A 22,232-nucleotide genomic window follows, 5' to 3' on the forward strand; every position below is an offset into this window, starting at 1 on the left:
GCTACTGGGTGACAGACCGGAACGACCTTGGCCACCGATTGCCATCGGCGACGTCGCTCCGTGTTGCAAGCATCGAGACTACAACTACAATTGGTTTTTTTTGAGATCCATTTTCGTCAATCTGACTGGTCCATTTACCGCTTAGCTCCTCATGCGCCGCGCCCAAGACATCGACCTCGTGCTGAAGCCCTGCCCTGCGGGCATGCCACTACAACAATGGCTGTACGCAGAAATCCGGCAGGCCATTCTGAGCGGCAGGCTCGCGCCCGGCCAGCGGTTGCCTGCATCGCGGGATCTGGCCACGCGCTACAAGCTGTCGCGAGGCACTGTGACGAACGCTTTCGATCAGTTGCAGGCGGAGGGGTACATCGCCAGCGCCGTCGGACGCGGCACCTATGTCGCCGACATGGGTGCGCAACCGGGAATGGCGACCGCAAATAAGAAGGCGACCGCTGCGCCCACACGAGACAAGCCTCGGCAGACGGTGACGTTGTCGGCGCGCGGACAGCTCCTGATCCGTACTCCGTTCGATGTGGACGGACGTCCGAACGCGCCCATTGCCTTTCAGGCGAGTCAGGCGGACTTGCAGGCGTTTCCGTTCAACGTCTGGTCGCGTATTTCCGGCAGCGCCATCCGACAACTGCGCGGCGCGATGCTGGGCGACGGCTCGGCACGCGGCTATCTGCCGTTACGCAACGTCATCGCGGAGCACCTGCGCACAGCACGCGGCGTGAACTGCACCGGCGATGACATCCTGATCTTCAACAGCGTTCAACAGATCCTCGACCTCGCCGCTCGCCTGCTACTCGATCCGGGCGATGCCGTCTGGATGGAAGACCCCGGGTACCCCGGCGCACACCGCGCGTTCCAGGCGGCACAAGCGTCGTTGATCTCTCTGCCGGTCGATGCGGAGGGTGTCGATGTCGCAAAAGGCATTCAGCTCGCGCCGAATGCGAAGATGGCCTACGTCACGGCGGGGCATCAGGCGCCGCTCGGCTCTGTCTTGTCGCTGGATCGGCGTCTGCGCCTTCTTGAATGGGCCAAGGCGGCCAACGCCTTCATCGTCGAGGACGACTACGACAGCGAGTTCCGTTTCTCGGGCCGCCCGCTAGCCGCGATGAAGAGCCTCGACGACGCCGACCGTGTGATCTACTGCGGCACGTTCAGCAAGCTGCTCGCACCGGGCATCCGCATCGCCTACGCCGTGATGCCTGCGTGTCTGATCAAGCCGTTCGCGGCGAGTCTCTCGCTGACGCATCGATATGCCTCCGTCTTTCAGCAAACCATCCTCCACCGGTTCATCGACGAGGGACATCTCGGGCGGCATATCCGGCGCATGCGCGGGCTTTACGGCGAGCGTGCCGATGCGCTGAGTTCCGCGGTGACGAAGCGTCTGGACGGTCTGATGCGACTGCCGTCCATCACCACCGGTCTCGACGTGCCCGCGCTGCTGACCAGCGAAATCAACAGCACGAGCTTCGCGCGCATCGCCAAAAACGCCGGTATCGAATTGCGGCCGCTATCGTTCTACGCGTTGGAGCGCCGGGCACCGAACGGCTTCGTGATGGGCTTTTCCGCCATCTCGACGGAGAACATCGCGAAAGGCGTGCTGACGCTGGCACGCCTGCTCGACGCCGCCGACTAACGGTGACAGCAGCGGCTACAGGTCAAGCACCAGCTTTCCCGATTTGCACCCCGACACACAGATCGTCATCACTTCGCCGCTCGCCTGCTCTTCGGGCGTGAGCACGGAGTCCCGGTGATCGGGTTCGCCTTCGAGCACACGTGTCTTGCACTCGCCGCACATGCCTTGCATGCATCCGTATGAGACATCGACGCCCGCATCGAGCAGCGTCTGCAACAGTGATTCCGACGATTTCACTGCAAGCGTGCGGCCCGAGCGTCGTAGCTCGACGTCGTAGTCCGTTGGCGGCTCGGTCTGTGCCTCATGCGTGGCAATAGGTTCGACAGATGCGCTCTCGCCCGCCGGTTCGGCATCCTGCTGTTCACCCGTAACGGGTTTGCGTACGCGCGGCGGATGGTAGACGACCAGCATTTCGAGTGCGTCGTCGCCGAGATTGCGGAACGAGTGCGGTATCCCCGCTGAAATCGGGCTAACGGAACCGGCGCGGACTTCCGTCACCTCCTCCCCGACGGTCACCTCACCGTGACCTGAGAGTACGTAAAACAGATGCGCGTGCGGTTCGACGTGCATGGGCGACGACCCGCCCGCGCCGACGGACGTCAACTCGATGCTGTACGCGTTACCGGTGTAAGCAGCATCGGTCACCGTCTTGTAGCCAGACCGGTTGATGAACAGGCCGGTCAGGGGAATCCAGGGCGCGTCGTCGACGTGCCAGGTGACGGGTTTTCCTTCGGCGGTCGTGGTGGCCTTGTTGGCCGCCCCGGAAAGTTTGCTTGCCACGGCGTTCATGGTTGTCTCCATTTTGTTCTCGCCGAAACGCTTCGTTTGCGCAGAGACACAGCGGGCGAAGTGCGCGGCTATACTCGATCCATCGATTTGTCGATCCCGGCACTGATACTAGGAAATCGCCACAGGGCGAACAAGATTGATTCTGAAAATCGACCATGACATCGAAGAAGGATTTCCTGACGCGCGAGGAGGCGCTGGCGACGCTGGGCGTCAAGACCGCGACGCTCTACACCTATGTGAGCCGGGGTCTGATTCGCAGCACGCCCGCGCAGGGGACGAACCGGCATCTTTATGCGCGCGACGACGTTGAGCGTTTCGCCGCACGCGGTCGCGGACGCCTGCCCCGAGCCGTAGTCGCTGCGACGTCGATGCGCTGGGGCGAGCCGGTGGTGATGTCATCCATCACGTCCATCGATGCACGTGGTCCGGCGTATCGCAACCGTCCGGCCGAAGATCTCGCCATGGCCCGGTATGCGTTCGAAGTCGTGGCCGAGTTCCTAGTGACGGGGCGGTGGCACGACACTGGGGCCGACTGGCCTGCGACCGACATCCCCCCTGATGTGCAATCGCTGCTGGACACTCGTGCCAGTGAAGTCGCGCCTGCCGACGTGGGGCACTTCATGGCGATGCTCGCGCTCGCAATGAGCACGCGGGGGCGCGACTTGCATGACGTCTCCAGCGAGGCAGCGATGCCTGCACTACGCGCGATGCTGGAGGTCTTTGCCGGGAGCTTCGGCTACCTGTCGCCGACGGCCCGCTATGTCGCGCGTCGGCCGGGCGAACGACTGGCCGTCCACGCGCTGCGTGCCAGTGGTGCGCCGGTTGCGCCCGAAGCGGTCGCCGCTGTCGATGCGACGCTGATCATCCTCGCCGACCACGAGCTTGCGCCGGCGACGTTTGCGGCACGCGTGGCCGCATCGAGCGATGCCGGGTTGTACAACTGCATCGCGTCGGCGATCAGCACGCATGTCGGGTATGCGACCGGGGCGGGGACGGCACGGGTCGAGACCCAACTGTTCGAGACCTGCACGCCGAAGGCCTTGTCGGCGAAAATCAAACACGTGCGCGATCATGGCGTCGCACTGTTCGGCTTCAATCATCCGCTCTATCCCGAAGGCGATCCGCGTGCAACGTTGATTCTTTCGCTTGCAGCCCGCTGCGGCGCCGACCGTCCCGATGTGACTCACATTCTCGATTTCATCGACCGCGTGAAAGACGAGACGGAGATGACGCCGGGCCTCGCTGTCGCGCTCGTTGCCCTCGCCCGTGCGCTGAACATGCCGCGAGGCAGTGCTGCTGCCCTCTGGATACTCGCGCGCACCGCCGGATGGTGCGCTCACGTGGTCGAGCAATACGCGCAGGCGTTCATGTTGCGTCCGCGCGCCACCTATATTTCCTCTGTCTCATGAACCCCCACCGTATCGACTTCGCTTCGCTGTCCCTTTTCAATCTGATCGCCCGCACGGGTAGCATCAGCAAGGGCGCGGCGCTGGCACACCTCGCGGTCGGTGCGGCCAGCAAACGGATCTCGGACCTCGAGCACGCGGTCGGCACGGCGTTACTGGAGCGTCATTCGCGCGGCGTCACACTGACGGTCGCCGGTCAGGCGCTGTATCGGCACGCGCAACGCATCCTGACCGATGTCGATGTGCTCGCCGCCGAGCTTTCCGACTTCACCTCCGGTATCGTCGGCGTGGTGCGCCTCTGGGCCAACACATCGGCCGTGACGCAGTTTCTGCCGCGTCAGTTGGCGAGCTTCACGAAAGCCAATCCCGGCATTCGGATCGAGCTGGAAGAGAAGAACAGTCACGAGATCGTGCTGGCAGTGCTCGACGGCCGCGCCGACATTGGCATCTTCGCGGATCGAACACCAGCGCTGGGCCTGCAGTGCCTCGACTATCGGGAGGACCATCTGAGTCTCGTGGTGCCGAAGGGACATGCGCTGTCACGCCGTCGCGAGGTCTATTTCAACGAAGTGCTGGACTACGATTTCGTCAGCCTGTCCGAGGGAACGTCGCTCGCCAATCGGCTTCAGATGGAGACGGAGGCACTTGGACGCCGTCTGAAGCTGCACATTCAGGTGCGCAGCTTCGACGCGATGTGTCAGATGGTGGCGGCAGGCATGGGCATCGCCGTACTGCCGTCCGACGCCGTGCGAGCGCTCGCGCGTTCGCTGAATTTGCGCCAGATATCGTTGAAAGACACGTGGGCCGAGCGACGGTTGCTGATCGGATTGCGCGACGTGAACGCCGTGCCGCGTCACGTCCGAACGCTGATCGAGCACCTTCGGTCCGGCCGGGACGCCTGATCCCACCGACGCTCACGATCCGACCCACGATCCCACTCGCTGTCCTGCCTGCATCGTCAGCTTTCGCAATTCGCGAAAGCTCGGTTCGCGCCTTTGGGCTTCTGTCCTGACCTGCCTGCGACCAGAATTCCGGTACGCGCCACACAGAGCGCCGTTCTGGCGATGCAGTGCGAGTCGTCCGGCAAGTCCTCGCGCTTGCGGCCTCCGCTGCCATCCTATTCATCAGGAGACAGTCATGGCTCGCACCGAGTCGATTCCCGTTCCATCCACCGGTACGCTGGCGGACACCGAAATATCGCAAATCGTTCGCAAGATCGCGTGGCGCATCATGCCGTTGATCATGGTGTGCTACCTGTTTGCGTTCTTCGATCGCATCAACATCAGTTTCGCCAAATTCTCATTGCAGACGGATCTGGGCCTGAGCGACACGGCTTACGGCCTGGGCGCTGGCCTGTTCGTCGTGGGCTACGTGCTGTTCGAGGTGCCGAGCAACCTCATGCTGTACAAGGTGGGCGCACGACGCTGGATCGCCCGCATCATGGTCTCGTGGGGGATCGCCACGGCGCTGATGGTGTTCGTTCAGACCGAATGGCAGTTTTACTTCCTGCGCTTTCTGATCGGCGCGATGGAAGCAGGCTTCGCGCCCGGCGTGCTGTTCTATCTGACGCTGTGGTTTCCTGCGGCCTATCGCGGACGCATGACATCCCTGCTCTTTCTTGCGTCGGCCTTTGCGGGCTTGCTCGGCGCCCCCGCGTCGGGTCTCGTCCTCTCGCATCTCGACGGCGTATTCGCCCGTGGCTGGCACTGGCTCTTTCTCGTGGGTGGCATTCCTTGCGTGCTGCTCGGCTTCGTCGTCTACAAGGTACTGAACGACCGTATCGAAGATGCGCGCTGGCTCAAGCCTGAAGAGAAGTCCGTGCTGCTTGCCAACATCACGCATCAGAACCGACACATCGGCGGGCATTCGCTGCTCGATGCCGTGAAGACACCGGGCTTCCTGACGCTGGGCCTCGTCTACTTCCTGATTCAGGTCAGCTCTTACGGCCTGAACTTCTGGGCCCCCCACATGATCCGCGCGTCCGGCATCAGCAACTCGACGACCATCGGTCTCTTGACGGCGGTGCCGTACCTCTGCGGTGCGATTGCGATGGTGATCGTCGGGCAGTTGTCCGACCGGTCCGGCGAGCGCAGAAAGTACGTGATCGGCCTGATGCTGCTGGCTGCGCTGGGCTTCTTCAGTGCCGGGATGTTCGACAAGCAGACCGCCGTGCTGGTGATCTCGCTCGCCGCCATCGGCGCAGGCGTCGTGGCTGCGATTCCCGCTTTCTGGGCATTGCCGCCGAAGCTCGTGACCGGCGCAGGCGCTGCCGGTGGCATCGCGCTCATCAATACGCTGGGGCAGCTCGGCGGCATCGTCAGCCCGGTCGTGGTGGGCAGGATCAAGGACATGACGGGTAGCACGACACCAGCGCTGTATCTGATCGGCGGCCTCGGGCTGGTCTGTGTGGTGATCCTGACGATTGCGATGCCCGAGAAGCTGCGCGCGCGTGACTGAATGATCCGATTTTTGAGAGACGACGTATGAAGACCGATGAACAAGACCGTCCCGATGCTGCGCTGCGCGGTATTCGGGGCATCGAGATGGGGCAACTGATTGCCGGGCCGTTCGCCGGGAAGACGCTGGGCGAGTTTGGCGCAGACGTGATCAAGATCGAGCCGCCGGGCGCAGGCGACCCGCTGCGCAACTGGCGCATGCTCAAGGAAGGCACGTCGGTCTGGTGGCAAGTGCAGTCGCGCAACAAGCGCTCGATTGCGCTCGATCTGCGCAGCCCTGAAGGTCAGGACATCGCGCGTCAGCTGATCGCCTCGGCCGACGTGCTGATCGAGAACTTTCGCCCGGGAACGCTCGAGAGCTGGGGCATGGGCTGGGACGTCCTGTCCGAACTCAATCCCGGTCTGATCATGTTGCGCATCTCGGGTTACGGTCAGACAGGCCCCTACCGCGATCTGCCGGGGTTCGGTGCCATCGGTGAAGCGATGGGCGGATTGCGTCATCTGACGGGCGAGCCGGGGCGCGTGCCGGTGCGCTGCGGCATCTCGATTGGTGACACGCTGGCTGCATTGCACGGGACCATTGGCGTGCTGACTGCGCTGCATCACCGCAAGGTCAATGGCGGCAAGGGACAGGTCATCGACGTGGCGCTCAACGAAGCCGTGCTCAACGTGATGGAGAGCCTGATTCCCGAGTACAGTGCGTTCGGTGCAGTGCGCGAAGCCGCTGGCAGCGCCCTGCCCGGCATCTCGCCCTCCAACGCCTATCGGTGCACCGACGGGTATGTGCTCATCGCTGGCAATGGCGACAGCATCTTCAAGCGCCTGATGCAGACCATCGGTCGCGACGATCTGGCCGAGGATCCCACCCTCGCGGACAACGCCGGTCGCACGAAGCGTGTTGTCGAACTGGACGCCGCCATTGGCGTCTGGACGGCGACGAGAACCGTCGTCGAGGTGCTGGATGCACTGGGTCAGGCGCGTGTACCTGCCGGTAAGGTGTACACCGTCGCGGACATCGTCGCCGACCCACATTACCGCGCTCGGGACATGATCGTTTCGCAAACCACGCGCGACGGCTATGCGCTGGACGTACCCGGTGTCGTACCGAAGCTGATGGGCACACCGGGCACGATCCGGTCGTCCGCCCCGGGACTCGGCGACGATACCGACAATGTGCTGGCGCAGCTCGGACTCTCGGAGAAAGACGTCGAAGTCTTGCGCAGCAAAGGAGTGATTGCATGACCGTGTGGCATGGCGGCGGCCGACGCATCTACATGAACGAAGTGGGCACCCGTGACGGTTTTCAGGCGGAGTCGGTGTTCATTCCAACCGAAGACAAGATCGCGATGGTGAATGCGTTGTCGCGCGCGGGCATGAACAAGGTCGAAGTGACCGCGTTCGTGTCACCGAAGGTCATTCCCGCGTTGCGCGATGCCGAAGCGGTGATGCAAGGGATCGAGCGGGTGCCTGGCGTCGTCTACAGCGCGCTGGTGCCGAATCTCAAGGGCGCGGAGCGCGCGATGGCGTGCGGCGCGGGCGAACTGAATCTGGTGATGTCGGCCAGCGAGAGCCACAATCTGGCCAACCTGCGCATGACCCGTGATCAATCCATCGACGTGCTAAGTCAGGTCGTCGACGCGGCCAGGAGCGCTTCGGTTCCGGTGAATATCTCGCTGTCTTGCGTCTTCGGCTGCCCCATGGAAGGCGACGTGCCGGAGTCGGACGTCTTCGCGCTGTGCGAGCGCTTCGTGGGTGGCATGGGCGTTGCGGGCGTGACGCTGTGCGACACCACCGGAATGGCCTACCCCAGTCAGGTGCGCACGCTGGTTAGCGAATTCAGGGCGCGGTGGCCCCAGACCGAGCTGACGCTGCACTTCCACAACACGCGGGGTATGGGCTTGTCGAACGTGCTGGCAGCCATCGACGCGGGGGCGGATCGCTTTGACGCGTCGCTGGGTGGCATCGGCGGATGTCCGTACGCACCGGGCGCGACCGGCAACGTATGTACCGAGGAAATCGTGCATGCGCTGGCACTGATGGGCTACGACACCGGCGTCGATCTGGCGAAATTGATCGAGGCGTCGAACCGTCTGCCATCGCTGATCGGACACGATACGCCCAGTCAGATCGTGAAAGCGGGCCGTCGACTCGACCTTCATCCGCTGCCCAAGGATATGGACGCCATCCGGGAACGAGCGCTGGGCCTGAAGCACGGCGCCACGGCCTGAGACGACCGCGCTCCACTTTCCGTCTTCCAACGAAAAAGGGTTCCGGATATCCCGGAACCCTTTTGCTTTGGGTTACGCGAACGCTATTACAGCGCCATATCGGGGGTCTTCTTCACGACACCCGGATTCGCCATCGGTGCATTGTCCGGCACGACGCCATTCAGACTCGGCGGCGCGATGGCCAGTTGCAGCGTTTCGGCCGTCGTCGCCCACTCGGTGGCGAGCATTTGCGGATTGTCGTGGAGCTTCTTGCCGTAGCTCGGCACGATCTCGCGAATCTTCTGTTGCCACGCAGGCGTCTTCATCTGATCCGGGAATACACGCTCCAGCAACGACAGCATGATCGCAGGCGAAGTCGAGCCGCCAGGCGACGCGCCGAGCAGTGCCGACACCGTACGGTCGCTCGATACCACGACTTCCGTGCCGAGCTTCAGTACGCCGCCCTTCTCCGGATCGTTCTTGATGATCTGCACGCGCTGACCGGCTTCCCACAGACGCCAGTCTTCGTTCTTAGCTTCCGGCATGTAGTGGCGAAGCGCCGCCATCTTCTCGTCCATCGACAGTCGCAATTGCTGCGCGAGGTACTTCACGAGCGCGAACTCGTGCACACCGACCTGCAACTGGGGAATGACGTTCGACGGCGTCGCCGCCTTCGCGAGGTCGAAGTACGAGCCGTTCTTGAGGAACTTGCTCGACCACGTCGCGAACGGCCCGAACAGGATGACCTTCTTGCCGTCGAGCACGCGGGTGTCCAGGTGGGGCACCGACATGGGGGGCGAACCGGTATCCGCGAGACCGTAGACCTTGGCCAGATGGCGCGAAGCAATCTCGGGCTTTTCGGTGACGAGGAACTCGCCGCCCACCGGGAAACCGCCGTATTGCTTGGCTTCCGGAATGCCGGACAGTTGCAGCAGCGGGAGTGCAGCGCCGCCCGCGCCGATGAACACGTTCCGTGCATCCACCGTCTGGATCTTCGAGCTGTCGTTCATATCGAACGCGGACACGCGCCAGCTACCGTCTTCGTTGCGGGTGATCGAACGGACTTCGTAACCGGTCGAGACCTTCACGCCGGACTTCTCGGTCAGGTGTTTGTAGAACTGACGGGTAATTTCACCCAGATTGACGTCCGTGCCGAGCGGCGAGCGCGTGGCGGTGACCACCTCGTCGGGCTTACGGCCTTCCATCATGATCGGAATCCACTCGGCGATCTTCGCCGGGTCGGTCGTCATTTCCATGCCAGCGAACAGCGGCGACGCCTTCAACGCTTCCACGCGCTTCTTGATGAACTCGCGGTTCTCTTCGCCGAACACCAGATTCATGTGCGGCGTGGAATTAATGAACTCACGCGGATTGCCCAGCACGCCCTGACGGACCTGATGCGACCAGAACTGGCGCGAGATCTGGAAGTTCTCGTTGATGTTGATGGCCTGCGTGATATGGACGTTGCCCTTATCGTCCATCGGCGTGTAATTCAGTTCGCACAGGGCCGAGTGACCGGTACCGGCGTTATTCCAGCCGTTCGAGCTTTCTTCTGCGACCTTGTCCAGACGTTCGAAGACTTCGCAAGTCCAGTTCGGCTCCAGTTCGGACAGATAGACGCCGAGCGTCGCGCTCATGATGCCGCCGCCGATCAGCAGCACGTCGACCTTGCGGTCTGCCTTGGCGGCGCGGTACTGACTGCCGAAGAAGTACGAATATCCGGCCCACACCGCAGCGGCACCAACGGCGGTGCCCAGGAATTTGCGGCGGGTAAAGCGCTTGCGGCCGCTACCTGGCACCGGCTTCTTATCGGTTTGAGTCATGGGAATCAGTCACCTTATCAATTACGTGTGGCGTCGCCATCTTCCACACGCCGGGGGGGAAAGCGCACGCTTGGCGGGCGCGCTGGCAGGATTCGGACTGACAGACGTCATCCAGCCGGTGTTTCGGCAGCTAGCACAAGCCGAGCATCGAAAACGCCGGATTGTAGCTGAAACCGTCGAAAACATGGGTGGAAACCCTAACATTGAAGTGGGGGTCAGATGAGATTTCCCGAGAATAGGCGGTTTTCGCCCTCTTTCCGACCCTATTTATCCCCCATTTCAACCGCATTACAGCCTTTGCTTGAATATGCGCAAAGCCGAATCGTCTTGATGCTAAGCGCGTGTCGGCCGACGTCCGAATGCCGTCCCAAAGCGGGATTTTGTTTTCGAAATGACGTGAATCCGGCAATATCGATCCTCTTGAATTGACCTTAATCGGCGAACTTAGCCATTTCGGAGCATGCAATGCCGATTTTCATGTCCAGATTGATCCTTTACGTCCACGATGTTGAGTTGTTGAAAGCGTTTTACCGGACGCATTTCGCCTTCCCTGTAATCGAAGCAATCGAGAACGAATGGGCGGTGCTCAAAGCCGGTGACGTGGAGATTGCGCTGCACCGTGTCGGCGTGGCCTATCGAGGTGGGCCGACGAGCGGCGAGACGTCGAACGCAAAGCTCGTTTTTTCGGTGGAATCGGGGCTGGAGGATTTGCGGGAGACGCTGCTCAAAGCAGGCGTCAAGATGCGTGAAATGAAGCGCTACGAGGGCTTCCCGCAATCAATGTGCGATGGGGAAGATCCGGAGGGCAACGTCTTTCAGCTTTCGCAGCGCGACTAGCTTTAGCTGAGATAGCAGCCGACGACGTCGTGCAACGCGTCAGTCCCAGCGAAGATCGTCTGGCCACCGCCCTCATACGTCCCGTGCGCGTGGACGCTTAAACCGGCTTCACGGCAAATCACCGATCCGGCGGCGACATCCCAGATGCTTGTGTGTTTTTCCAGATAGCCATCGACGAACCCGAGTGCGGCAAAGCCAAGGCCGATGGTGGCGCACCGATACTCGGCGATGCCCCAACCCGACGTCCGCAACGCGTATTCGACCTGAGCGATTTCGGTGGCTGGCCAGCGGGCGTTGTCGCCCACGGCTGCGAGATGGACCGACGGGAAGTCGACATTTCGTTCGAACGGCAGCCCGTTGCGCGACATCCCGCGTCCTCGCGCAGCGCTCAGTGTCATGTCCACCGATGGATAGGCAATCGCGCCCACGACGGCCTCGCCGTCCTCGACAAAACCCAGCGACACGCCCCATAGCGGCGATCCGCGCAGAAAGTTCGCGGTCCCGTCGATGGGATCGATGGCCCAAAAGGCGTTCGAGCCTTCTCCGCCCATCTCCTCCCCCATCACATCGTCTCCTGGCAGGTCGGTCGCCAGCGCCTCGCGAATGCGTCGCTCGATCATCCGGTCGGCTTCGGACACATATTCGCGTGCGCCCTTTTCCTCCAGCGCAAAGCGGCCGCGGGCATCAAACAATTCAAGCGCCGAGTGCGCGGCGTCGTGGACGATGCGCACTGCGACGGCCAATCGTTGGTCAATGTCGTGCATAGAGTAGGTTCGATGGCTGGCCAGAGACGGCTCGCGACATTCTGGCGCTTTGACGCGACACTTTTGCGTCAGTGGCAACGAGGCTGCGCCCGCGCCAGCTTGCTCCACGCGCCGATGCTATGCTGCAACTGCATTCGTTCGCATTTCCACCTGCGTCCGACGGAGGTCATCATGACGGAAACCGACGTACTGGCTGTCGAACAACGCGCCACAGCGCTCGTGCACGCGCAGGTGCTAGGCATGCTGCTTGCACACATCAATCATCTCGACGCGACGCCAGCCCCTGCCTTCGATTGCTTCCAGCAGGCGGCAATGGACGAGATCCGGCAATCTCTGGTGGAGCGCTGCGGCATTTCCGGTCCGGCGTACGACGAACTCGAACGGCTCTTCGCCGCGCTTGCCCGCGCGTCAGACGAGGTTTTCACCGTCGCCGATCACCACAACGCCCGATTCTTCCGCCAACTGCGCGAACGAAAGATCGCGGAAGAGCCTGCGCTGGACTGACCCGGACGGGCCAACACTAACGTCCCGTCAAAGTCAGTCCGACGCTAACGCGTGTCAATACGTGACGTCGAACGCCTTTTGCACTTTGTCTGCGGCGCTGACGCCATTGCCGATGAGGAGTTGCGTCAGTACGCGGGCCTTCTGCGGGTTCAGATCGTATGAGACGACGAACCCGGTCTTGTCGTCGGACACTTCGACGTTGCGGTTGACGAACCCGGCTCCCACGCGCGACGACCGGACCACGACGACGCCCTTGCGCGCAGCGGCTTCGAGCGCGTCGAGTGCCGCTTTGGAGGCATTGCCATCACCTACGCCCGCAAGCACGATGCCCTTGGCGTCGCGTCGCACAGCGTCGTCGATCTGAGTGGCATCCATGTCGGCGTGCGCGTAGACGATGTCGACGCGCGGCAAACCAGCGTTGGGCACAGCCAGCGCTCCTTTTCGACCCGCCGGTGCTGCGGCCAGATACCGGATCGACGCAGGATCGACGTACCCGAGCGGCCCGCCGTTCGGATTTTGAAACGTCTGCACCGACGTCGTATTCGTCTTGGTGACCCAGCGCGGCGAGTGAATCGTGTCGTTCAGAACGACGAGCACACCCCGGTTGCGGGACTGCGCACTGGCGGCCACTTCGACCGCTTCGTAGAGATTGCCCGGACCGTCGGCACTCACCGCCGTACTCGGACGCATCGAACCGACCAGCACGACCGGTTGGCTCGTCGCGAGCACGTTATCGAGGAAGAACGCGGTTTCCTCCATCGTGTCGGTGCCGTGCGTGATCACGATGCCGTCGGCCTCGTTGCGCTCGAACGCCTGCTTGATGCGCGCGGCCAACTGATACCAGACCTTGCTGTTCATGTCCTGTGAGCCGATGTTTGAAATCTGCTCCGCTTTGATCGTGGCCAGCTTGTCCAGGCCGGGCACGCTGGCCGTCAGTTGCTCGCCCGTCACGCCGCCAGCGTTGTAGCCGATGGCCGAGCGCGCGTCGCCCGTGCTGGCGATCGTGCCGCCGGTGGCGAGCACGAGAATGCGCGGCTTGGGCAGCTCCGAACCGGCCGCGGTGGCCGTCAAGGCGTAGCCGCCAGCGCTCAACGTCAGTGCGGTCACTGCGACCGAGTGCATCAGAACCTGCCGAGGGGTCTTCGACGATGTCATGAATTCGCTCCTGTTATGTCGTTTATCGAGCATCGCGCCGAGAGCTGGCGTGATGTCTGACATATTGACAATTTTTGGACTGCGAAGGAAGAGGCCGAAGATTCCCACGAGGTCGACGTTTCAGTTGTCTTCGAATGACCTCTGCCCGCTCACCCGTGGGGCTCAAGCATCGCGAATTCGACTGCACCGCTGATCCAGCAGCCGGACTCGCGATTACCGGGTTCGCGTAGCGCCACGCGAATGCAGGACGGACGTCCCATCGCAAAGCCCTGATAGACGCGCATCGCAGACTCGCCATTTGCCAGCAAGCCGTAATGCAGCACGCCGTAAAGCGTGGCAGCGGCGGCGATGCCTGTGGCCGCGTCTTCCGGATAGCCAGACGAACGCGGGAACTGCCGCGCATGCAACTCCAAAGGCCGCGTGTGCTCGACGGCGAACGGATACAGTCCGGTCGAATTGAGGGCGTCGCACAATGCAGCGACCGCACCGAGACTCGGTGTGAGCGTGTTCAGCTTTTCCACGGTGCGAATGGGCACCAGCGTCTTCGTGCGGCTCGTGCTCGCGTTGACAATGTCCATCGGCGCCAGATCGTTCACACCGATGCCGAGCACTTCGCAAATATCAGCCACGAGCGTCGGATCGTCTACCGGTTCGACGATGCCGCGCGGCTGACCAACGTCGATGCGCTGCGTTGCCTCGTCGAAACGTACGTCGACCAGACCGCTCAGCGTCTCCACCGTCGCACTTGCCGTCGTCCAGCGCCCCGCTTCACGCAACAGCCACATCGCGCCGAGCGTGGCATGCCCGCACATTTCCATCTCATGCGCCGGGACGAAAAAGCGCAGACGAACCGTATAGCGCGGGTCGCTGGCTCGACAGACAAAGGCGCTTTCATGGCCGTAACGCGCCGCGATGGCCATCATGTCGTCTGACGACAGACTGTCGGCGTCGAACACGACCGGGGCCGGATTGCCGCCACCGGCACCGGCGGAGAACACGTTGACGAAGCGCAAATCCGGCGTGAGCGCATCGGGCGAAGGACTGCTGCGAGAAACAAGGCTTGGGGTGGTCATCGGACACTCCTGATGGCAAGTGGCGCAAGCATGCCCAACGTCGGAACGACAGTCGCCGCTCATCGGGCCAAAGCATGCGTCCGATCGGGCCAAACCTCGTTCAAGCCGGTACCACCGACGCTTTGGACAAAGACTATACTGGTCGCCTGCCCGCCGGAATATGCTCTGGCAACGGTGCCATTCAGCCTGTCCAGCCAAGGAATCGAGAGTGAAGCCCTATCCCACCGCATCGCGTCATTTGTACGGAGATCGCATCGCCGATGTCCGGCATGTGAGCGTCGGTGAATACCGCACGCACCCTCACGCGCATGACGACGAGTACATGTTCCTCCTCCCCAGGACCGGGCAACTCGTGCTCAACGTCGAGTCGAATGTCGCGCCGGTACGCGTCGCGCCAAAGTCGTTCGTCGTGGTGCCACCGCAGCGTGTTCACGATACGCGGGGTTATCGGCCGGGGCAGGCGCATGTCGCCGTGTATGTCGCGAGCGATTTCGTGGCCTTTTGCGAACGCAAGGCGCGACGCAAGCTCGCGTGCAGCCGCATCTCGATCTGGTCGGCACCGCTGGCCTTGCTCGATGCGGTTCGTATCGCAGGCGACACGCGCATGACAAACGACGTCCCAATCCCTGATCTGGCCGCCTTCCGCGCGGATCTCGCAGTGCGCACGGTGGCTGCGAGTTGCGTCGAAGCCGGTCTGACGTCCACTCCGATCCCGCAAAGTCGTAGCGATGCCCATGCCGAGATCGTGCGCGACATCCAGACGTTTCTGGATGCAACGCTCGACCAGCCGATTACGCTCGATCGCATCGCCTATGAATTCGGCCTGTCACGTCGAACATTGACACGGATCTTCAGGGACGCCACGGGCGAGTCCGTCGTCGATTACCAGTCGCGACGCCGCGTGGAAATCGCGGCAACGTTGCTGCGTGCCCCCGGCATGACTGTGCTGGCCGTCGCGGCGGCTGTCGGGCTGGACTCTCCGACCTATCTTGCGCGCCTGTTCAGACAACACGGCTATGCACCGCCGAACGCCTTCAAGCAAGGCGCACCGGATATCGACTGATCCGCGCATGTTTGCGAATTCACACCGTCAGCGACCTTTGTCCTGAACGCGCGCGAATTGCGCCGAGAGCCACTCGGTGAAGACCTTCACACGACGCGACAACTGACGGCTGTGTGGATAAAGCACTGAGACCGGCATTGACGGTGGCGGATTGTCCGCCAGCACGATCTGTAACCGCCCGGCAGCTAACTCGCTTTCGATGCGATATCGCGGCACCTGAACGAGCCCCAAACCGGCTAGTGCCGCACCGGTGTACAAGTCCGCACCGTTCACGGAAATGTTCGATTTCAACCGCCGGGTGACGTATTCATCGTCAAGACGAAAGTCCAACGGCACGGGCCGCCCGGTCGCACTGGAAACATAGTCGACGGCAAAGTGCGCGTCCAAATCGTCGATCGCGTCTGGCATGCCATATCGCTGCAAATACGCCGGACTGGCGACCGTCACCTGCTCCATCGTCGCGACCTGCCTGCCGACCAGCGACGAGTCTTGCAACACCCCCGCGCGCAGCACGCAGTCCACCCCTTCCCTGACCATGTCGATCAGCCGGTCGTCCTCGCCCACATGCAAGGCGATGCCGGGATAGGCATCGAGGAAGGTCCCGAGCGTGGGCATGATGAAGTGTTTGGCGAGCGTCCCCTGAAGATTCACGCGTAGCAGCCCTTTTGGTGGCGCGTCGCGAAATGCCCCGTCGGTTTCCTCCAGGTCGGCCAGCAGTCGTACGCAGCGGCGGTAGTACTCCTCCCCCTCCAGCGTCAGCCGCACCTGGCGTGTGGTGCGCTCCAGCAACCGCACGCCGATGCGTGCCTCCAGTCGCTTAATCAGATTGGTGACGGTCGCACGCGGAATCTGTAGATCGTCGGCCGCGAGCGAGAAGCTGTGCCGGTCGGCAATGCGCACGAAAACCTGCATTTCCTGAAATCTATCCATGTTGTTCTGCCCCCGGGGGTTGTCGGTCATCCGCGCCGTTGCCCGTCATAGTGCCATCGATTTGTTAATGCAAATGGAATTCTGAAAACAAATCATCCCCAATTATCTTTTAAATGGAATGAACCAGAATGTCCTCACCGATCACCTGAACTGGAAACCACCATGAAAACGTCTCAAATCGCCCTGATCACCGGTGCTTCGCGCGGCATTGGCGCCACCATCGCCCGCCGTCTGGCACGTGACGGCTTCTCCGTCGCCATCAACTACGCCTCGAACGCCGCCGAGGCCGACGCACTGGTGGCCGAGCTGGTCGACGCCGGGACCGCCGCCATCGCCGTGAAGGCGGACGTCTCGAAGTCGGCCGAGGTGAAGGCGATGTTCGATACGGTCGAGCAGCAGCTCGGCAAGATCGACGTGCTCGTGAACAACGCCGGGATTCTCAAGACGGCCCCCCTCGCGCAAACCAGCGACGAACTGTACGAGCAGAATTTCGCGATCAACACGCGTGGCGTCTTCAATACGCTGCGCGAAGCGGCGACGCGCATGAACGAAGGCGGTCACATCGTCAATGTGTCGAGCACCACGCTTGGACTGAACATGCCCGGCTACGCCATCTACAACGGCACCAAGGCGGCGGTAGAGTCCTTCACGCGGGTGTTCGCCAAGGAACTGCGCGGGCGTCGCATCACCGTCAACGCCGTTGCGCCGGGCCCGGTAGCGACTGAATTGTTTCTGAACGGCAAGACCGACGAACAGATTCAGACCTTTGCCAAGATGCCACCGCTCGAACGCCTCGGGCAGCCCGACGATATCGCAAACGTCGTGGCGTTTCTCGCTGGTCCGGACAGCGGCTGGGTCAATGGCCAGGTGCTGCGCGCCAACGGCGGCGTCGTTTGAACGTCACGGCGATGAAGTGCTTTCGCCAAGCCGCCATGCTGCTGTCGCTCACCGCGCTGATTGGTGCGACGGCCGCATGTGCGCGCCCCGACCCGCAGGAGACCCCGTCCATGAAACCCAGCGTGACCTACTTGCATTTGCTGCGCCACACCCCGTTTTTCACCGACCTGACGACGGACCAGTTGCGCTGGGTCATCGGACACTCGCGTGAGTGGGAGGTGGCCAAGGGGCAACCCATCGTCAGGCCGGAAAGTCCGAAAGATTTCGATGGGTACTGGATCCTGCTGGATGGTGGATGGGATCTGGTCGTGAGCGGGCAACGCTACCCGAGCGGACATGCCGATCCGGGGAAATGGTTCAACCGTGACCGCGTGAGCAACCACGATTACCGGCTCATCGCCAACGATCACAGTTACGTCATGCATATCGCCGCCGCCGATATGGACGACATGCTGGCGAGAGGTTTCAGGTTCGACCGTCACCTCGCCGCAGGAAAGCAGCTCTACAGCGGCCTGAATGCTACTGAAGGATCGCCCGCCGCGCAGTAGCGCGGGCGGTGTCGATTCCACCCGATTCCATCGAACTTAATCTTCGTTTGCTCTTTGAAGGGAGCCGTCGTCATGTCTCAAACCCTGCCTCAAACCATTTTGATCACCGGTGCCTCGTCGGGCTTCGGCCTCATGACCGCCAAAGCGCTCGCCAAGGCTGGCCACATCGTCTACGCCTCCATGCGCGACACCTCGGGCAGAAATGCACCGCGCGTGGCGGAAGTGGCGCAATGGGCGTCGGACAATGCAGTGGACTTGCGCACCGTCGAGCTGGACGTGCAGTCGGAGGCGTCGGCCGCGGCCGCCATCCAGAGCGTGGTCGCCGACGTGGGCCGTCTGGATGTCCTCATCCACAACGCCGGGCATATGGTCTTCGGTCCCGCCGAGGCCTTCACGCCAGAACAGATGATTCAGCAGTACGACGTCAATGTGCTCGGTGCACAACGCGTCAACCGCGCCGCCCTGCCGCACCTGCGCAAGCAAGGCCGCGCGCTGATGTTGTGGGTGGGTTCGTCGTCGACGCGGGGTGGTACGCCACCGTTCCTCGCGCCGTACTTCGCCGCGAAGGCCGCTATGGACGCACTGGCCGTGTCGTATTCGACCGAGCTTTCGCGCTGGGGTATCGAGACAACCATCATGGTGCCGGGCGCCTTCACCAAGGGGACGAATCATTTCGCCCACTCGGGTAAGCCTGCCGATGCGCATATCGCCGCCGAGTACGAGCAAGGGCCGTATGCGGGAGTGGCCGAAGCCGCGCTCAAGGGGCTCGCTGGTCTGGAACCGGCAGACGCGGACCCTGCGGAAGTGGCAAGCGAGATCGTGCGTGTTGTCGATCTGCCGCACGGCCGTCGCCCGTTCCGCGTGCACGTCGACCCGTCGCAGGACGGCGCGGAGGTTGTCAACGCGGTGGCCGACCGCATGCGCCGTGAAATCTACAACGCCATCGCGCTTGGCGATTTGCTGACGCCGCGTCAGGTCTCCTGAGCGACTGACGCACAAGACAAGTACAGACGCGGAATCCCTTGCGCGGGGATTCCGCATCGTTGGCTCAGCCTGACTTCAGCCGACGTCTGCTACGCGAATCAGCTTGCGGTTCAGAAACTCCCCCATCCCGATCTCCGACAGCTCCCGCCCAAAGCCGGAGTTCTTGACGCCACCGAACGGCAGCCCCGGCGAATCGGCAAAGCACGAGTTGATGTAGACCATGCCGGAATCGATGTGCGACGCGATGCGTCGGGCGTTATCCACGTCGGCATCGAACACGTAGCCGCCCAACCCGTAAGGCGTGGCGTTCGCTAGCCGGATGGCCTCTTCCTCAGTGTCCACGACGTAGAACGACAGCACCGGCCCGAAGGCTTCCTGCGTGTAGAGCGGGTTATTCGCGTCAATGTCGGTGATGATCGTCGGCTCAAGGTAGAAGCCGGGACGCGCGACGCGCTTGCCACCGAAGACGATGCGCCCCCCTGCGGCCTTGGCGTCCTCGATCTGCTTGAGCAGTCCATTCAGCGCGCGTTCGCTCACGAGCGGGCCGAGCAGCGTGTCTTCGTCGGTCGGGTCCCCCACCTTGATGGCGGCGAACTTCTCTCGCAGCGCCGACAGCATTTGCTCGCCGCGCTCGTGTCCGATCACGATGACGCGCTTGATGTTGACGCACCCTTGACCCGAATTGAACGTACGGCCCATCACAATCTGTTCGACGGCGTGATCCATCGGCGCGCCGGGCATCACAATCGCCGGATCACTGCCGCCAAGCTCCAGAATGACCTTCTTCAGATTGCGTCCGGCACGCTCGCCCACGGACGTACCGGCACGCTCGCTCCCCGTCAGCGCGACGCCGCGCACGCGGAAGTCGTCGATGAGCTTGCCGATCTGGTCGATGCTGCAGAAGAGATTGGTGTAAGCGCCTTGCGGTGCCCCCGCCTCTTCTAACAGGCGCGCGAACGCCAATGCACATTGCGGCACATTCTCAGCATGCTTCATTAGCACCACGTTGCCCGCGATCAGTTGCGGCGCGGCCACGCGGACCAGTTGGTAGTAAGGGAAATTCCACGGTTCGATGGCGAGGATCACGCCGATGGGCTCGGACAGCAGCATGGCCCCCGGTTCGTCCGGCAGCGCTTGCGGCGCCAGCAGACGTTCGCCATTGGCGGCGTAGTAGTCGAGAATATCGGCGACGAGATCGATCTCCATGTAGCCGAAGCGCGTCACCTTGCCCATCTCAAGCGTCGGATAGGTGACGTATTCGTCGCGCTTCTCGCGCAGGATCTTCGCGGCACGTGCAATGACGGCGATGCGCTCTGCCACCGGCCGGAATCGCCAGTCCTCCCGATACAACGTGTCGGCCTTCTCCAGGGCGGCGAACACCTCGGCGTCGGATTGAAGCGGAAACTCTTTCAGAAGTTGGCCCGTTGCGGGGTTGATGCTCTGGAAGCTCATGAGAAAACTCCTTGCAATGGATGCGTTGCCTGAGAACGTCGTGGCCATTGAGCCTCGACAATAACGTGTTGGAAATGCGCAATCGAAAACGTTTTCGATTTTGGGTGAGGAAATGCCGTCTGACGTGAAACCATCAGGCCGGAGGCGCTTGCGTGAAACGCGACGTGCCTTCGGGCGACACATGCCACGCAACGGCGCAGTCGGTGTAAATCTCCGCTTGTGGACGAATGCCCGCCTTGTCGTCTAGCGTGCCTGCCTTGACCAACACGATGCCGGGCAGGTTTGATGCCTTCGTCAACACTGGCGAGCCACAATTCCCACAGAAATGCCGACAGGACGGCGTCCCGCTATCCCCGATGTCGACCAGGAATTTCGTCTCGCCTGTCTGCTCGTAGTCGGCTTCCCTGACCAGCAGATTGACCGAAAACGCACTGCCGCTCGCCTTCTGGCAATGAGTGCAATGGCAAATCACGGTTGCTTGCGGTTCATCCTTCAGCGTGTAACGGACGGTGCCGCACAGGCAGCTTCCTTCGCGTACTTTCATGGCGCATTCCTTCATCAAACAGTTAGTCTCGAAAACGATTTCGTAAGAGTGTCAAAAAAAGGCCGTGCGATAGCACGACCGTACGATCCCCAAAGCTATTGGGCGCCGATGGCGCTGCCATGAGAGGCACGAAGGATCAACTCCGGTGACCAGACTTCTTGCAGCGTTTCGACGGGGCGACCATCCAGGTGCGCCAGCAGCAACTGCACCATGCGCTTGCCCGCCTCCACCGTCGGCGCGGAAAAGGTTGTCAGCGGCGGATTCAGATACGGGCCGAGCGGATGATTGTCGCAGCCGATCACACCGACGTCGGTGCCGGGACGTCGCCCCGTTTCGACGATCGCCTGCATTGCACCGCTCGCAATCAGATCATGCCCGCACATGAGCGCCATCGGTGGGTGCTTCATGCTCAGGAGTTGCCGTGCGCCCTTCAATCCGCCCTCCTCGGACAGATCGCACTCCACGATGAGGTCCGGATCGAACGGGAGCTTCGCAGCGTCGAGCGCGGCAAGATAGCCTTCGCGCAGATGCTGACTGAGCATGAGGTAGCCCGGCGTAGCGAGCAATCCGATGCGACGATGTCCCAGACCAATGAAGCGCGCCGTGCCGTTACGTCCCGCCACGGTCCGGTCGATATCGACATAAGGAAACGGATCCCCTGTCTCGCTCCGCCCCAGTGTGACGAATGGAATCCCGCGATCCTGGAGCAACTGGATTCGGGCATCGTCGCGTCGCGTTCTGCCGAACATGACGGCGTCGACACGCTGACGCTCGACGAGCCGGTGAAAGCTCTCGACTTCCGATTCCACCGTCCGCGCCGTGACGATGACCAGTTGGAATGGCGTCTTCTCCAGTCCCTGATCGATGCCCATCAGCAGATCGAGGAAAAACGGCTGCGCGAAGTGCGCTTGCGGTGGCGACAGGACAAAGCCAATCGTCTCCGACGACCCCATGCGCAACCGTCGGCCTGCCGGATCGGGCGAGAACCCTAGCCCGCTGGCGGCTTCCAGCACCCTCTGCTTCGTCGCTTCGCTCACGTCCGAACGGCCATTTAGCGCCTTCGAGACCGTAGACACGGAAAGGCCCAGATGGCGTGCGAGTTCGACGATGTTGGTGCGCTGTTTCATTGCAGGTTGCGTAGTTTGCGGATATCGA

General features: G+C 62.3%; 21 protein-coding genes. 12 read left to right on the forward strand and 9 right to left on the reverse strand.

Annotation, left to right across the window (positions count from 1 at the left end; genetic code table 11):
- Nucleotides 1–151: 151 nt before the first annotated feature.
- Complete coding sequence (locus tag ACIQWO_RS04965; RefSeq protein ID WP_402819947.1) at nt 152–1,645, forward strand: PLP-dependent aminotransferase family protein; 1,494 nt, start codon at nt 152–154, stop codon at nt 1,643–1,645.
- A 15-nt stretch (nt 1,646–1,660) separates the two neighbouring features.
- Here ACIQWO_RS04965 and ACIQWO_RS04970 read toward each other — a convergent pair whose 3' ends face one another.
- Entirely contained in the window at nt 1,661–2,434 is a 774-nt protein-coding gene (locus ACIQWO_RS04970) for a cupin domain-containing protein (protein ID WP_402819950.1), read from the reverse strand.
- Between the two features lie 155 nt (nt 2,435–2,589).
- On the opposite strand from ACIQWO_RS04970, the gene ACIQWO_RS04975 reads away from it, so the two are divergent.
- The 5 genes from ACIQWO_RS04975 (at nt 2,590) to ACIQWO_RS04995 (ending at nt 8,524) form a co-directional block, all read left to right on the forward strand.
- Complete coding sequence (locus ACIQWO_RS04975) at nt 2,590–3,843, forward strand: citrate synthase (protein ID WP_402819953.1); 1,254 nt, start codon at nt 2,590–2,592, stop codon at nt 3,841–3,843.
- On the forward strand, nt 3,840–4,742 hold the full coding sequence (locus ACIQWO_RS04980) for a LysR substrate-binding domain-containing protein (RefSeq protein ID WP_402819956.1): 903 nt from the start codon (nt 3,840–3,842) through the stop codon (nt 4,740–4,742). The genes ACIQWO_RS04975 and ACIQWO_RS04980 overlap by 4 nt, the downstream gene beginning before the upstream one ends.
- A gap of 235 nt (nt 4,743–4,977) precedes the next feature.
- Nucleotides 4,978–6,297: an MFS transporter gene (locus tag ACIQWO_RS04985; RefSeq protein WP_402819959.1), complete on the forward strand. Its 1,320-nt coding sequence runs from the start codon at nt 4,978–4,980 to the stop codon at nt 6,295–6,297.
- A gap of 26 nt (nt 6,298–6,323) precedes the next feature.
- A complete protein-coding gene (locus ACIQWO_RS04990; RefSeq protein WP_402819962.1) occupies nt 6,324–7,538 on the forward strand; it encodes a CaiB/BaiF CoA transferase family protein in 1,215 nt (404 codons plus the stop codon).
- Nucleotides 7,535–8,524, forward strand: coding sequence for a hydroxymethylglutaryl-CoA lyase (locus ACIQWO_RS04995; RefSeq protein ID WP_402819964.1), 990 nt, complete (start codon nt 7,535–7,537; stop codon nt 8,522–8,524). The genes ACIQWO_RS04990 and ACIQWO_RS04995 overlap by 4 nt, the downstream gene beginning before the upstream one ends.
- Nucleotides 8,525–8,610: 86 nt before the next feature.
- Here ACIQWO_RS04995 and mqo read toward each other — a convergent pair whose 3' ends face one another.
- A complete protein-coding gene (mqo, locus tag ACIQWO_RS05000; RefSeq protein ID WP_233325753.1) occupies nt 8,611–10,326 on the reverse strand; it encodes a malate dehydrogenase (quinone) in 1,716 nt (571 codons plus the stop codon).
- A gap of 465 nt (nt 10,327–10,791) precedes the next feature.
- Between mqo and ACIQWO_RS05005 the strand changes: the two genes are divergently transcribed.
- Entirely contained in the window at nt 10,792–11,163 is a 372-nt protein-coding gene (locus ACIQWO_RS05005) for a VOC family protein (RefSeq protein ID WP_402819968.1), read from the forward strand.
- Nucleotides 11,164–11,165: 2 nt separating this feature from the next.
- On the opposite strand, the gene ACIQWO_RS05010 is transcribed toward ACIQWO_RS05005, so the two are convergent.
- On the reverse strand, nt 11,166–11,927 hold the full coding sequence (locus tag ACIQWO_RS05010; protein ID WP_402819971.1) for an inositol monophosphatase family protein: 762 nt from the start codon (nt 11,925–11,927) through the stop codon (nt 11,166–11,168).
- 171 nt (nt 11,928–12,098) lie between these two features.
- Here ACIQWO_RS05010 and ACIQWO_RS05015 point away from each other — a divergent pair, with 171 nt between their 5' ends.
- On the forward strand, nt 12,099–12,431 hold the full coding sequence (locus ACIQWO_RS05015; RefSeq protein ID WP_402819974.1) for a hypothetical protein: 333 nt from the start codon (nt 12,099–12,101) through the stop codon (nt 12,429–12,431).
- 54 nt (nt 12,432–12,485) lie between these two features.
- Here ACIQWO_RS05015 and ACIQWO_RS05020 read toward each other — a convergent pair whose 3' ends face one another.
- Together ACIQWO_RS05020 and ACIQWO_RS05025 are read right to left on the reverse strand one after the other, a co-directional pair.
- Nucleotides 12,486–13,586: an asparaginase gene (locus tag ACIQWO_RS05020; protein WP_402819977.1), complete on the reverse strand. Its 1,101-nt coding sequence runs from the start codon at nt 13,584–13,586 to the stop codon at nt 12,486–12,488.
- 149 nt (nt 13,587–13,735) lie between these two features.
- A complete protein-coding gene (locus tag ACIQWO_RS05025) occupies nt 13,736–14,659 on the reverse strand; it encodes a PhzF family phenazine biosynthesis protein (RefSeq protein WP_402819980.1) in 924 nt (307 codons plus the stop codon).
- A 208-nt stretch (nt 14,660–14,867) separates the two neighbouring features.
- On the opposite strand from ACIQWO_RS05025, the gene ACIQWO_RS05030 reads away from it, so the two are divergent.
- The gene (locus ACIQWO_RS05030; RefSeq protein WP_402819983.1) at nt 14,868–15,722 is read left to right on the forward strand and encodes a helix-turn-helix domain-containing protein; all 855 of its coding nucleotides are present in this window, start codon (nt 14,868–14,870) and stop codon (nt 15,720–15,722) included.
- 27 nt (nt 15,723–15,749) lie between these two features.
- On the opposite strand, the gene ACIQWO_RS05035 is transcribed toward ACIQWO_RS05030, so the two are convergent.
- The gene (locus tag ACIQWO_RS05035; protein WP_402819986.1) at nt 15,750–16,652 is read right to left on the reverse strand and encodes a LysR family transcriptional regulator; all 903 of its coding nucleotides are present in this window, start codon (nt 16,650–16,652) and stop codon (nt 15,750–15,752) included.
- A 162-nt stretch (nt 16,653–16,814) separates the two neighbouring features.
- Here ACIQWO_RS05035 and ACIQWO_RS05040 point away from each other — a divergent pair, with 162 nt between their 5' ends.
- The 3 genes from ACIQWO_RS05040 (at nt 16,815) to ACIQWO_RS05050 (ending at nt 19,081) form a co-directional block, all read left to right on the forward strand.
- Nucleotides 16,815–17,549 (forward strand): SDR family oxidoreductase, encoded by a 735-nt coding sequence (locus tag ACIQWO_RS05040; protein ID WP_402819989.1) that lies wholly within the window; start codon nt 16,815–16,817, stop codon nt 17,547–17,549.
- Nucleotides 17,550–17,560: 11 nt separating this feature from the next.
- Nucleotides 17,561–18,097, forward strand: a complete 537-nt coding sequence (locus ACIQWO_RS05045; protein ID WP_402819992.1) for a hypothetical protein — start codon at nt 17,561–17,563, stop codon at nt 18,095–18,097.
- A 72-nt stretch (nt 18,098–18,169) separates the two neighbouring features.
- On the forward strand, nt 18,170–19,081 hold the full coding sequence (locus ACIQWO_RS05050; protein WP_402819995.1) for an SDR family oxidoreductase: 912 nt from the start codon (nt 18,170–18,172) through the stop codon (nt 19,079–19,081).
- A gap of 75 nt (nt 19,082–19,156) precedes the next feature.
- Here the strand turns inward: ACIQWO_RS05050 and ACIQWO_RS05055 are convergent, their stop codons facing one another.
- From ACIQWO_RS05055 to ACIQWO_RS05065, 3 genes are all read right to left on the reverse strand, one after another.
- Nucleotides 19,157–20,533: an aldehyde dehydrogenase family protein gene (locus ACIQWO_RS05055; protein ID WP_402819998.1), complete on the reverse strand. Its 1,377-nt coding sequence runs from the start codon at nt 20,531–20,533 to the stop codon at nt 19,157–19,159.
- A 133-nt stretch (nt 20,534–20,666) separates the two neighbouring features.
- Nucleotides 20,667–21,077 carry a GFA family protein gene (locus ACIQWO_RS05060; RefSeq protein WP_402820001.1) on the reverse strand — a complete coding sequence of 137 codons (411 nt, stop codon included), beginning with the start codon at nt 21,075–21,077 and terminating at the stop codon, nt 20,667–20,669.
- A 95-nt stretch (nt 21,078–21,172) separates the two neighbouring features.
- Nucleotides 21,173–22,204 carry a LacI family DNA-binding transcriptional regulator gene (locus ACIQWO_RS05065; RefSeq protein WP_402820004.1) on the reverse strand — a complete coding sequence of 344 codons (1,032 nt, stop codon included), beginning with the start codon at nt 22,202–22,204 and terminating at the stop codon, nt 21,173–21,175.
- Between the last annotated feature and the right edge of the window lie 28 nt (nt 22,205–22,232).

Origin of the sequence: Pandoraea sp. NPDC090278 (assembly GCF_044772185.1) — a bacterium.
Classification (GTDB): Bacteria; Pseudomonadota; Gammaproteobacteria; order Burkholderiales; family Burkholderiaceae; genus Pandoraea.